Consider the following 12,674-nt stretch of genomic DNA (forward strand, 5'->3'; position numbering starts at 1 on the left):
CCGCGAAGACACGTCATGGCGGCGGCAGGTGGGCGAGCTGAACGAGGCGTACACCTTCCCGCCGGGTGACCAGCCGACCGCGGCCCGGCGGCAGCGGGCCCGGCCGCACCGGCCCGACGAGCGCGCCCTCGTCCGGACTGCCCGCCATCACCAGACCGGCTGTCGAGAGTTCCCGCAGCCGCTGCACGATCGGCTCGTACTGGGCCCGGCCCGCCCCGCCCGTGCGGCGGGCCAGCACCAGGTGCAGCCCGACGTCCCGGGCGTGTGGGAGGTGCTCCTCCAACGCCCGCAACGGGTTCGCCGGACCGGCCGCCACCAGGTCGTAGTCGTCGACGAGCACGAACAGCTCCGGCCCCGACCACCAGGACCTGTCGCGCAACTGCTGCGGAGTGACCTCCGGGCCGGCGGCCCGCCGCTCCAGATAGCCTGCCGCCGACTCGACCAGGTCGGCGGTGTGCGCCGCGGCGGTGCCGTACCCGATCAGGTGCGGCGTCTCGATCGCGTCCAGCAGGCTGCGCCGGTAGTCAACAAGGATCACCCGGGCCTCTTCGGGCGTGAACCGGGTGATGATCGAGGTGGCCAACGCCCGCAGGAACGAGGACTTGCCGCACTCCGCGTCGCCGAAGACCACGAAGTGCGGCTCGGTCGCGAAGTCGAGCAGCACCGGACGCAGGTCCGCCTCGGCGATCCCGATCGGCAGCCGCAGGCCGGTCGCCGCGGCGAGATCCAGTTCGGTGTACGGCAACACGGGCGGAAGGACCCGCACCCGGGGCGCCGCACTGCCGGTCCAACTGTCGGCGACCCGCTTGACCAGATCGGCGGTGTCCCCGCCCTCGGCGGTGAGCTGCGGCAGGGCGGTAAGGAAGTGCAGGCTCTCCGCCGTCACACCCCGCCCGGGCTGCTCCGGCACGTTCGCCGCCGCCCTCCGCGCCACAAGCGAATCCGCCGGGTCGCCCAGGCGCAGCTCCAGCCGGGAGCCGAACAGGTCCCGGATCGCCGGACGGAAATCCAGCCAGCGCAGTGCCGTGGCGACGACGTGCAGCCCGTACGACAGGCCGCGGGTGGCCAGGTCGGTGACCAGGGGTTCCAGGTCGTCGTACTCGCCACGGACGGTGCTCCAGCCGTCGATCACCAGGAACACGTCGCCGAACGGGTCGGCACCCGGCTGGCTCGCCGCGCCCACTGCTGCCCGACGCTGCCGGTACGCCGCCATCGACTCCACGCCCAGCTCGTCGAAGAGGCGCTCCCGCTCGGCCAACAACGTGGTCATCTCGCCGACGGTTCGCCGGACGGCGGTCGGGTCGGCGCGACCCGTCACCCCGCCCACGTGTGGCAGGTCCCGCAGTGCCGCCAGGCCACCGCCACCGAAGTCGAGGCAGTAGACCTGCACCTCGGCCGGGGTGTGGGTGAGCGCCAGCGCGCAGATCAACGTCCGCAGTGCTGTGGACTTGCCGCTCTGCGGTGCGCCGATCACCGCGAGATGCCCGGCCGCGCCGTCCAGCGCCAGCCAGAGCAGATCGCGGCGCTGCTCCAACGGACGGTCCACCACTGCCACCGGCACGCCGAGCGCGCCGTGCAGCTCGGGGTTGCCCACTGTGAGCCCGCGCGCCGGATCCACCTCGACCGGGCCGAGCAGTTCGTCAAGGGCGGGCGGCTCACCGAGCGGCGGAAGCCACACCTGGTGCGCTGGCGGACCCTGCCCGACGAGCCGGTCGACAAGCATGTCGAGCAGGGTCTCCCGGCTGCTCTCGTCCTCGGCCACCATGGGCAGCGCCAGAGTGGCCGGCTCCGGCAGCGGCACCGTGTGGGTGGTGAAGGTGAGCAGACGCGCACCCGCCCCGGCTACGGCACTCGCCGACGCGGCCCGACGACGGACCGCGCCGGAGACGTACGCGGCCTTGAACCGGGCCAGCGGGTCGGTGCCGGCGCGCAGGTAGCCGTGGCCCGGTGAGCGGGGCAGCTCGTGCGCGTCCGGCACGCCGAGGACCGTACGGGACTCCAGCGCGGAGAACGTGCGCAGCCCGATCCGGTACGACAGGTGGGTGTCGAGGCCGCGCAGCCGGCCCTCCTCCAGGCGCTGGCTGGCGAGCAGCAGGTGCACGCCGAGCGACCGACCCAACCGGCCGATCTGGACGAACAGGTCGATGAAGTCGGGCTTGGCGGAGAGCAGCTCGGAGAACTCGTCGCAGATCAGCAGCAGCGACGGCAGCGGGGCGAGCGGGGTGCCGGCGGCACGGGCACGCTCGTAGTCGCGCACGCTTGCGAAGTTGCCGGCCCGGCGCAGCAGCTCCTGCCGGCGTACCAGCTCGCCGTTGATCGCGTCGACCATCCGGTCGACAAGTGGCAACGCGTCGGCCAGGTTGGTGATCACCGCGGCGGTGTGCGGCAGTCTGCCGAACGGGGCGAAGGTGGCGCCACCCTTGAAGTCGACAAGGACGAAGTTGAGCTGCTCGGAGCTGTGCGTGGCCGCCAGCCCCAGCACCAGCGTGCGGAGCAGTTCGGACTTGCCGGAGCCGGTCGCACCGATGAGCAGGCCGTGCGGTCCCATCCCGTCCTGCGCGGACTCCTTGAGGTCCAACTCGATGGCACCCCCGTCGGCGCCCACCCCGATCGGCACCCGCAGGCGGTCCCGGGCCGAGCGGGGTGCCCAGCCCTGCTCGGCGGTGAAGCTCTCCGGGTCGCCGAGACCGAGCAGTTCCGGCAGGCCCAGCTCGGCCTGCAGCGGCGCGTCGGGACCGCGTGCCGTGCCGGCAAGCCGGAGCGGAGCCAACCGTCGGGCAACCGCCTCGGCATCGGTCAGATCGAGCTGATCGGCGACGCCCACCTCCGCATGACCCTCGATCGACAGGGAGTGCAGTCGCCGGCCGCGCAGCTCCAGCAGCAACGCGTACCTGTCGAGCAGTCGGGGTGGCGGGGTTTCCAGATCCAGAACGGTGACCGCGTCGATGCCGCCGTCGCCGGTCAGGTCGCTGGCACCGGTCAGGTCGCCGCCGTCGAGGACCACCACCACATGCGGGCCGTCGGTGGCCGTACCGGCCGGACTGAACCGGGAGCGGCTGGCCAGCACGTCACCGAGCAGCCGTTCCAGCTCGACCGCTGATGTGGTGACCAGCCGTACCGCGCCGAGCGCGTCGGTGCGGACGGGATGGTGGGCGTGCGGAAGCCACTTCACCCACTCCCACTCGGCTCGGCGTTCCGGCCCCGCGCAGATCGCGATAAGCAACTCGTCGGCGGCGTGGAAGACCGCCAACTGGGTCAGAACGGCCCGGACCAGGGACTGCGCCGCCGGGTCGCCGGTGTGCGGCCCGCTGGTAGCCGGCGTGCTGCCCGTACCGCTGCGCACGTGCACCCGGGCGAAGCTGCGCAACGACAGGGCCACCGGCAGTTCCGGCACCACCGAGTACGCGTCCAGGAACCGGCGCAGCGCACCGGCGGTCATCGGCTCCAGCTCCTCCAGCGGCCGGGTCACCGGTGGGACCAGCGGGGTGGCAAGGGTCTGCGGCCCGACGGCGACCCGTACGACCGCGAAGTCCGGGTCAGCGGGACGCCGCTCCCAGACCCGGTGGCTGTCCACTGTCGACCAGAGGCGGCACGGATCCGGGTGCCGGTAGTAGAGCCCTGCCCGCTGCTGCCCGGCCGTCTGTCGGACCCGGCGACGCAGGGTGGCCAGGTGGCGCAGGTACTCCCGGCGGGCAGCCATCATCTCCGACTTCTTCGGCATGCCCGAGGCGCTGCCCCAGGACGTCACGAGCATCGCCAGCGAGGAGAGCCCGAACATTCCGCCCACCACGTACGAGTAGGCGCCGCCACCTCGGCCGAACATCATCGCCATCGCGACTGTGCCGCCCAGCATGGGCAGCAGCATGAGCATCTGCTGCCAGCGTCCACCGGTGACCGCGGGGATCTCCGGCGGCGCCTCGACGGGCAGGTCACCGGCGGGGATCTCCGGTGCCGGCCGGCGCGGCGGTCGCTTGATGATGACCGTGGACACTCGGCCTCCTGACTGCGCTGGGTAACCCGAGCCTGGCTCATGGTAGGTAAAGTCCTGTCGTCCGCGCAGCCTCCGATCCCCCTCGATATGGAGATCAGTCGATGACAACAGGGCTGGCCCGCGTCACCATCAGTGCGCCGCAGCGTCGGGTGGACGTCGCACTGCCGGAGCAGACGCCGCTGGCGGAGTTGCTGCCCGACGTGCTTCGACACGCCGGTGAAGGCCTGGCCGACGACGGCGAGCGGCACGGCGGTTGGGTGCTGCGGCGCACCGACGGCGCGCTGCTGGCGACGGCTCAGGCGCTGCTGCCGCAGGGCGTACGCGACGGTGAGGTGCTGCACCTCGTACCGGCCCACACGCACTGGCCCGAGCTTGAGTACGACGACGTGGTGGAGGCGATCGCCGACGGAGCCCGGCGTCGCGGCGGTGCCTGGTCACCTACCGCTACCCGGGTCGCCGGTCTGGCCGGCGCGGCAGTGCCGCTCGCCGTCGGGCTGTTCGCACTGCTCGTCAGCGGCCCGATGCTCCGCAGCGGCTGGCTCGCGGCGGCGATCGTGGCACTGCTGCTCACTGTTGCCGGCGCGGTCGCCTCCCGGGCCAACGGGGACGGCGCGGCCGGGGCGACACTCGGCGGGTACGCCCTGCCGTACTCGTTCGTCGCCGGTGCCCTCGCGGTCGGCTCGGGCGATCCGATCGGGCCGCTGGGGCTGGCACGCTGGGTCGGCGCTCCCGAGTTGCTCGCCGGGTCGGTGGCGCTGCTGCTGGTGGCCCTGCTCGGGCTGCTCGGGGTGGCCAGTCGACTGCGGGTCTTCGTAGCCGGTGTCACCGTCGGCCTTGTCGGTGCCGGTGCGGCTCTCGGCGCGCTGCTGCTGACCCCGGCCGGCACGGCAGCGGTGCTGCTCAGCGCCCTGGCCTTCGCCGTCGGCGCGATCCCGCTGTTGGCGATCCGGTTGGGCAAGCTGCCGCTGCCGCCGATCACCCTGCCGGCGACCGCGTCCGGCGGCGAGCCGGAGCGGGCCCGGGACCTGCCGGATCGGGGCCGGGTGCACGCGGCCGTGGCCCGTACCGAGGAGATGCTCACCGGGATGCTGCTCGGGCACGCACTGCTCGTGGTTGCCGCGGCGGCGGTGCTCGGGACCGCCGGTGGTACGGCCGGCCGGGTGCTGGTGGCGGTGGTCTCGGCAGTGCTGCTGCTGCGGTCGCGCCTGTTCGTGGCGCTGCGGCACCGGGTGCCGACGGTGCTCGCCGGGCTGGCCGGCTACGCGGTGCTCGGCGTCGTACTCGTCGATCGGGCCGACGACACCGGGCGGCTGGCGCTGGCCGTGAGCGGTGCGGTGCTGGGCCTGGTGGCCGTGGCCGCCGGCACCGGATACGCCCGTCGGCCGGTCTCGCCGTACCTCGGAAGGGTCGCGGACCTCACCGACACGGCGCTCGTGGTCGCCGTGGTGCCGGTCGCCTGCGCGGTGCTCGACCTGTACGACAGGGCCCGAGGGCTGCTCGGCTGAGCGGCTCCCGGGCCCTGTGCGTAAGGGTGCGTCAGTGCAGCGTCTCGCCGCGCGCCTCAGCCTCGCGGGCACGCTGGTAAGAGGCGTGGATCTCGGCCTCGGCCTCGGTACGGCCGACCCAGGTCGCGCCCTCCACCGACTTGCCGGGCTCCAGGTCCTTGTAGACCTCGAAGAAGTGCTGGATCTCCAGCCGGTCGAACTCGCCCAGGTGGTGGATGTCGCGCAGGTGCTCCTGGCGGGGGTCCTCGTAGGGCACGCAGAGGACCTTGTCGTCCCCGCCCTTCTCATCGGTCATCCGGAACATGCCGATGGTGCGGCACCGGATCAGACAGCCCGGGAAGGTCGGTTCGGGGACCAGCACCAGGGCGTCGAGCGGGTCGCCGTCCTCGCCCAGGGTGCCCTCGATGAACCCGTAGTCGGCCGGGTACTGGGTGGACGTGAAGAGGGTGCGGTCCAGCCGGATCCGGCCGGTCGCGTGGTCCACCTCGTACTTGTTCCGGTGACCTTTGGGGATCTCAACCGTCACGTCGAAATCCATCTGCACGCTCCCTCGTCTGCCCACGCTGGCTAACGGAAACCACTGGCGGCTCCCCGGACAGGTGAATGCCCACCCGCCGACGCCGGCCGCCGCATAGTCTTCGGACCGAAGTAGTGTCACCCAAGCCGGTTTTCGCTGGGGGAGGAGGGGGTCGTGGGGAGGGAAGATTCACACTACCGCCCGGACGGGGGCGCTGCACGCGGTACCGGACGATCCGGCTCCGGCGGTGCCACCGGGCGTGTGCCGGTGCCCGAGGCCCACCTCCCGCAGCCTCCCGAACCGACATCTCCGGCACCGGGGTCGGTCCCCGATCGGCAGGCGCCCCTGCCGTGGAGCCCGCCCGGATCGGTGGCCGCCGGCCCGAACACCGGCCGCTTCCCGGTTCTCGGTGGCGACCGGCCCAGCGCCCCGGCGGCTGGCCGTGCCGTGGTGCCGACCAGTCCAGCCTCGGGGGGCAGCGCGCCGGCCTCGGGAGGCAGCGCGCCGGCCTCGGGTGGTCCTGCCCAGGCCGGCCCTCCGCCTGCCGGTGATCGACCGCCCGCCCCCGGAGGCGTACCGCCGCTGGGCCCACCGATCTCCGCGCTTCCAGCTCCGGCCGGCGTCGAGCCGCCCACCACACCGGCCGGCCCGCGCCGCCGGGGACGGCTCCTGGCCGTGCTCGCCACGGTGCTGCTGATTGTGGTCGCCGGCGTCGGCGTGGTCGTGGCCCGACCTGGGCCGGTGGCCGGCTGGCTGGGCGAGGACGACGCGTCGACGCAGGTCGCGGCCGGCGCCACACCGGAACCCGACCCGTCGGAGGTGCTGGCCGGGCCGGACGCCAACGCTCCGCTGCCCACCCCGGACGGGGTCAAGGCCGCGCTGGGCCCGCTTGTCGGTGCCGCAGCCCTTGGTGACCGGGTGAACGTCTCGGTGGCCGACGTGACCTCCGGTCAGACACTTTTCGCCAAGGGCGCCGACGACGGGACGGTGCCCGCCTCGGTGACAAAGCTTGCGACCGGGGTGACAGTGCTTGCCGCCCGTGGCCCCGGTTACCGGATTCCCACCCGGGCCGTAGCCGGCGACAAGCCCGGCGAGGTGGTGCTCGTCGGCGGCGGTGACCCGACCCTCGCTGTGGACAAGAAGGGCTACTACCCGGGCGCGGCACGCCTTGACGACCTGGCCGCGCAGGTGCGTACCGCGCTCGGCGGCACGGCCCCGACGAGCGTCACCGTCGACGGGACGATCTACTCCGGCCCGGTGTACGGCCCCGGCTGGGACGCCGACATCCCCACCGGCGGCTACGGCGGTGCTGTCACCGCGTTGATGGCCGACGGTGCGCGGCGCGACCCGGGAGCCGACTCCGGTGGCGCCGAACGGGTCACCGAGCCGGACCTCGCCGCGGGCCGGTCGTTCGCCAAGCTGCTCGGAGTGCCCGCCGGCACCGTCAAGCGGGGTACGGCTCCGGCCCTTGCCGCTGCCGCGGGCGGCACCCCACCTCCCGGCACCGAGCTGGGTACGGTGCAGTCCCCGCCGTTGATCCGGCTGGTGGACATCATGATCAGCGAGAGTGACAACCTGCTGGCCGAGGCGCTCGCCCGTCAGGTGGCGCTGGCCCGCAGTCAGCCGGCCTCGTTCGACGGCGCCGCCGCCGCGATGGACGCGGAGGTGGCTGCGCTGGGCCTGCCCGCCGACGAGATCACCCTCTCCGACGGCAGCGGGCTGTCCCGCAGCAACCGGATCAGCCCTTCACTGCTCACCGACCTGATCCGGCTGGCCGCCAGCCCGGACCACCCGGAGTTGGCGGGTGTCTTCGGTGGCCTGCCGGTGGGCGGCTGGTCCGGCACCCTGGACGACCGCTACCGAGGCGCTCCCGGCACCGCCGCCGGAGCTGGCGCCGTCCGGGCCAAGACCGGCACGCTGACCGGCGTGCACGCCATCGCGGGCCTGGTCACCACGGCTGACGGTCGGCTGCTCACCTTCGCGGTGCTCACCGACAAGGTGCCCGGTGGCACGGACACCGCCCAACCGGCGCTGGACCGGATCGCCGCCGCGCTGGCGGGCTGCGGCTGCCGCTGACCGACCTGTCGAGAGCCGTCCACCGTCGCCGCTGACGCCTGTGAACGTCGAGTGCGGAAGCCCGCGACCGGCGTCTATCGCCGACGCGACCCCGGGCCGGGGTGTCGCGGCGCGGGTACGGTGGGTCCATGGCGCAGTTCGTGGACTGGGATCTGGCCGCTGCTACGGCGGGGGCGTTGAGCAAGTCGGGCCCTCGGGTGACGTACGCCGAGGCCACCGACGTGGTCGGCGACCTGCGTCGGCTTACCGACGAGGCGGCCGGGCACGTGGCCGACTACACGGGGCTACGGGCGCAGGTGGCGCATCCGCCGGTGCGGGTGGTGGACCGCCGGGACTGGGCGGCCACGAACATCGCGGGGCTGCGTGAGGTGATCACTCCGCTGGTCAGCCGCCTATCCGGTGACAAGCAGCCAGGTGTGCTGACCGAGGCCATCGGGTCCCGGCTCACCGGGGTGCAGGCCGGCACCGTGCTGGCCTACCTGTCCGGCCGGGTCCTCGGCCAGTACGAGGTCTTCTCCGCCGAACCGGGCCAGCTGCTGCTTGTCGCGCCGAACATCGTCGAGGTGGAGCGCAAGCTCGGCGCCGACCCGCGCGACTTCCGGCTCTGGGTGTGCCTGCACGAGGTCACCCACCGCACCCAGTTCACCGCCGTGCCGTGGATGCGTGGCTACTTCCTCGGCGAGGTGCAGGCGTTCGTGGACGCCTCGTCCAACGGCGGCGAGCACCTGGTGGAGCGGCTGCGGCGTGGCGTGGCGACGCTGTCCGAGGCGGTCCGCGATCCGGAGAGCCGCACCAGCGTGCTGGACATCGTGCAGACCCCGGGGCAGCGGGCCGTACTGGACCGGCTCACCGCGCTGATGACCCTGCTGGAGGGGCACGCCGAGTTCGTGATGGACGGCGTCGGCCCGCAGGTGATCCCGAGCGTGGAGCGGATCCGTGCGTCGTTCAACAGGCGTCGCGAGGCGGGCAATCCGCTGGAGAAGGCGATCCGCCGGCTGCTCGGGGTGGACGTCAAGATGCGCCAGTACGCCGAGGGCCGCAAGTTCGTGCACGGCGTGGTCGAGCGGGTCGGCATGGAGGGCTTCAACTCGATCTTCAACTCTCCGCTCACCCTGCCCCGGTTGTCGGAGCTTGGCGATCCGGACGCCTGGGTGGCGCGGGTGCACGGACCGGCCGGCCCCATCCCGGCCGCTGGCTGACCATCCGCAGGTGGCCGCGCTCGCCCCGCAGGTGGCCGCGATCCGGGTGGCGGTCCGCCGCGCGCTGAACGACCTGCCGCCCGGTGGTCCGGTGCTGGTGGCCTGTTCCGGTGGCGCCGACTCGCTCGCCCTGGCGGCGGCGACCGCCTTCGTGGCACCCCGGGTGGGCCGGTCCGCGGGGCTGGTGACCGTCGACCACGGCCTTCAGGCCGGCTCGGCGCAGCGGGCGGAGGCAGTGGCGGCCTGGGCACATGAGGTCGGCCTCGCTCCGGTGGCGGTGGCCCGGGTGGAGGTGGCCGGACGTCCGGGCGGCCCGGAGGCGGCAGCCCGGGAGGCCCGCTACCAGGCATTGACGGAGGCGGCTCGCGAGCACGGGGCTGTCGCGCTGCTCACCGGGCACACCCGGGACGACCAGGCGGAGACCGTGCTGCTCGCGCTGGCGCGGGGGGCCGGCCCGCGCGGGCTCGCCGGAATGCCGGCTCGACGGGACCTGGCCGGGGTGCCGCTGCTGCGCCCGCTGCTGGAGATCAGCCGGGAGCAGACCCGCGCCGCCTGTGCGGCGCTCGGCCTCGACACGTGGCAGGATCCGCACAACACCGACCCGTCGTACGCCCGCTCAAGGGTGCGGGCCGACCTGCTGCCGGCACTGGTACGGGCGCTCGGGCCGGGCGTGGTGGACAACCTCGCGCGTACCGCCCGGTTGGTGGCGGCGGACAACGCCGCGCTCGACGAGTTGGCGGTGGCGGCGCTGGCTGCGGCCCGGTGTACCGACGGTGGGCTCTCCGTGGCGGCGTTGGCGGGCCTGGTGCCCGCCGTGCGTGGCCGGGTGCTGCACACCTGGGCGCGGGAGTTGGGCGCCCTACCGGCTGCCCTGTCGTACCGGCACGTCAACGCGCTGGACGCTTTGGTCACCGAGTGGCACGGTCAGGGCCCTGTCGACCTGCCCGGAGGGATCCGGGTGCTGCGCCGCGCCGGCCGGCTGGCGCCGGTCGACCCCGCCTGACCGACCTCCTTTGCTCTGCTTCAACCGGCGCAACAGAAACGGCGCTCAACTGTTGCGTGGGTTGAAGCAGAGCAAAGGCTCTCCGAACCGTGCGCCGCCCGGCCTGCGTCACAGGCCCGCCCTGCCTGCCGGATCGTGCGTCGGGCCTGCGTCAGACGGTGTGCACGCGGTCCCGGAAGGTCGTCCGGTAGCTGTGCGGGGTGGCGCCGACGCGGCGGTTGAAGTGGTGGCGCAGCGCCGCCGCGTCGCCGAATCCGGCCCGGTCGGCCACCGCCTCCACGCTCAGCGGGGTCTCCTCCAGCAGCCGCCTGGCGAGCAGCACCCGCTGGTTGGTGAGCCAGTCGTGCGGGGTGGTGCCGGTCTCGGCGCGGAACCGGCGGGCGAACGTACGCGGGGCCATGCCGGCGCGCGCGGCCAACTCCTCGACGGTGATGGGGCGATCCAGGTGCCCCATGAGCCACTCCAGGACCGGCTCCAGGGTCGGCGCTTCGGGCACCCTCGGAATGGGCGCCTCGACGTACTGTGACTGCCCGCCGTCGCGGTGCGGCGGGACCACCATCCGGCGGGCCAGGCGGGTCGCGGTGGCCGAGCCGTGCTCCTGACGGACCAGGTGCAGGCAGGCGTCGATGCCGGCCGCGGTGCCGGCGCTTGTCAGCAGCCGACCGTCCTGGACGTATAGCGAGTTGCAGCGGACCCGGGCACGCGGGTGACGGTCCTGAAGCTCGTCGACGTACCGCCAGTGGGTGGTGCACTCGCGGTCGTCGAGCAGCCCGGCCTCGCCGAGCAGGAAGGCGCCGGAGCAGACGCTGAACAGGTGCGCTCCGCGTGCGTCGGCTCGCCGGAGCGCGTCCAGGACCGGGCCCGGAACGGTAGTGCCCTGGGCGTGCGCCGGTACGGCCACCAGGTCGGCGTCCTCAAGCGGCCCGAGGTCGGCGTTCGGGGTGAGGTGGAACCCGGCCGAGGTGCGTACGGGGGCGCCGTCCGGGCCGCACACGTCGAAGCGGTACGCGGGGAAACCGTCGGCGGTGCGGTCGGTGCCGAACACCTCCGCGAGCACTCCGAGCTCGAAGGGGGCGACCTGGTCCAGGACGAGGACGGCGACGGATCTGAGCATGTGACGAGGGTAACCCGAGCCGTGGCAGTAAATCGATGATCAGTGTCGTGACTGCCACTGTTCGGTAGGCGTGGGCCGTCGCAGACTTGACTCAGTCCGGTGCGCACCGGCGGCGAAAACGACAGCAAACACGCGAAAGTGAGCGCCGCCATGGAGTTCCTGTTCTTCCTCCTGTTCCTCGCCCTGCTCGTCGCCGCTTCGGCGGCCGGCCTCACTGCGGACAGCCGCGACTCGGCCGACTGGAAGCCCACTGAGGACGGCCGCCGGTGGCAGTCCCGTACCAGCTGATGCTTTTGATGCCCTTTGACCTGAAAATCCCGGGCGGGACCGCGCCGAAAGGTGCGGCCCCGCCGACGGAGGCCATGCGACGTACGGCAGGCTAGGAGACATGGCTGACGGCTCCTGGTACGACGCCGACATCGACCACGTGATCATCTCCGAGGCGCAGATCCGCGAGAAGACGGCGGAACTGGCCAAGCAGGTCTCCGCCGACTACGCCCACGTGGGTGACGGACTGCTGCTGGTCTGCGTGCTCAAGGGCGCGGTGATGTTCATGGCGGACTTCGCCCGGGCGTTGGGCCGCAACGGCCCCCCTGCCGAACTCGACTTCATGGCCATCTCCTCCTATGGCCAGGGCACCACCTCTTCCGGGGTGGTCCGCATCCTCAAGGACCTCGACCGGGACATCGCCGGCCGGCACGTCGTCGTCGTCGAGGACATCGTCGACTCCGGGCTGACGCTCTCCTGGCTGCTGCGCTACCTGGAGTCGCGCTCGGCGGCGAGCGTCGAGGTGGTCGCGCTGTTCCGCAAGCCGGACGCGGTCAAGGTGCCGGTCCCGGTCAAGTACGTCGGTTTCGACATCCCCACCGAGTTCGTGGTCGGGTACGGCCTGGACTTCGGCGAGCGCTACCGCGAGCTGCCGTACGTCGGGGTGCTCAAGCCCGAGGTCTACGCCCGGTCCTGAGGTCGGCCGGCCCGGTCCACCCGGGTTCGTGAGCGCAACTCGCATCGGTGTTCGTCAAGCCGACGTTCAGCGCGCTCTCAGTTCTTCCGGTTACCGTGGAGCCCGGTGGCGTGAAAAGTACCCTCGCGCCCGTCCCCTCGACCGCGTGACCGGGCGTTCGGGTGGTTCGGGCCGGAATTCCCGCCACGCCGGTTTCTGCCCGGGACCCGCCGTACGACCTCGGTGTGGGGCTGGCGAGGCCGCCCATGGTGCCCGCCGTCGATGGCGACGGTGCACCGAGTGCGGGGCTCGCGAGCTCACTCGTC

At 73.0% G+C, this 12,674-nt stretch carries 9 protein-coding genes; 6 read left to right on the forward strand and 3 right to left on the reverse strand.

Going from position 1 to position 12,674, the window contains the following annotated elements; genetic code table 11:
* Window positions 1-13: 13 nt before the first annotated feature.
* Window positions 14-3,991: a type VII secretion protein EccCa gene (eccCa, locus tag ACPXB1_RS09085; RefSeq protein ID WP_425735054.1), complete on the reverse strand. Its 3,978-nt coding sequence runs from the start codon at window positions 3,989-3,991 to the stop codon at window positions 14-16.
* A gap of 101 nt (window positions 3,992-4,092) precedes the next feature.
* On the opposite strand from eccCa, the gene eccD reads away from it, so the two are divergent.
* Window positions 4,093-5,496 (forward strand): type VII secretion integral membrane protein EccD, encoded by a 1,404-nt coding sequence (gene eccD, locus ACPXB1_RS09090; RefSeq protein ID WP_355590129.1) that lies wholly within the window; start codon window positions 4,093-4,095, stop codon window positions 5,494-5,496.
* A gap of 31 nt (window positions 5,497-5,527) precedes the next feature.
* Here the strand turns inward: eccD and ACPXB1_RS09095 are convergent, their stop codons facing one another.
* On the reverse strand, window positions 5,528-6,034 hold the full coding sequence (locus ACPXB1_RS09095; protein ID WP_355590127.1) for an inorganic diphosphatase: 507 nt from the start codon (window positions 6,032-6,034) through the stop codon (window positions 5,528-5,530).
* Window positions 6,035-6,595: 561 nt separating this feature from the next.
* Here ACPXB1_RS09095 and dacB point away from each other — a divergent pair.
* From dacB to tilS, 3 genes are all read left to right on the forward strand, one after another.
* The gene (gene dacB / locus ACPXB1_RS09100) at window positions 6,596-8,089 is read left to right on the forward strand and encodes a D-alanyl-D-alanine carboxypeptidase/D-alanyl-D-alanine endopeptidase (protein ID WP_425735143.1); all 1,494 of its coding nucleotides are present in this window, start codon (window positions 6,596-6,598) and stop codon (window positions 8,087-8,089) included.
* 128 nt (window positions 8,090-8,217) lie between these two features.
* Window positions 8,218-9,288: a zinc-dependent metalloprotease gene (locus tag ACPXB1_RS09105; RefSeq protein WP_355627888.1), complete on the forward strand. Its 1,071-nt coding sequence runs from the start codon at window positions 8,218-8,220 to the stop codon at window positions 9,286-9,288.
* A 10-nt stretch (window positions 9,289-9,298) separates the two neighbouring features.
* Window positions 9,299-10,291: a tRNA lysidine(34) synthetase TilS gene (gene tilS / locus ACPXB1_RS09110; RefSeq protein WP_355627885.1), complete on the forward strand. Its 993-nt coding sequence runs from the start codon at window positions 9,299-9,301 to the stop codon at window positions 10,289-10,291.
* 151 nt (window positions 10,292-10,442) lie between these two features.
* On the opposite strand, the gene ACPXB1_RS09115 is transcribed toward tilS, so the two are convergent.
* Complete coding sequence (locus tag ACPXB1_RS09115) at window positions 10,443-11,405, reverse strand: GlxA family transcriptional regulator (protein WP_355590119.1); 963 nt, start codon at window positions 11,403-11,405, stop codon at window positions 10,443-10,445.
* A gap of 99 nt (window positions 11,406-11,504) precedes the next feature.
* On the opposite strand from ACPXB1_RS09115, the gene ACPXB1_RS09120 reads away from it, so the two are divergent.
* Window positions 11,505-11,693 carry a hypothetical protein gene (locus tag ACPXB1_RS09120; RefSeq protein WP_355590421.1) on the forward strand — a complete coding sequence of 63 codons (189 nt, stop codon included), beginning with the start codon at window positions 11,505-11,507 and terminating at the stop codon, window positions 11,691-11,693.
* A gap of 100 nt (window positions 11,694-11,793) precedes the next feature.
* Window positions 11,794-12,369: a hypoxanthine phosphoribosyltransferase gene (gene hpt / locus ACPXB1_RS09125; protein ID WP_030328005.1), complete on the forward strand. Its 576-nt coding sequence runs from the start codon at window positions 11,794-11,796 to the stop codon at window positions 12,367-12,369.
* Window positions 12,370-12,674: the final 305 nt, after the last annotated feature.

Source organism: Micromonospora sp. DT68 (assembly GCF_049847245.1).
GTDB lineage: Bacteria > Actinomycetota > Actinomycetes > Mycobacteriales > Micromonosporaceae > Micromonospora > Micromonospora profundi.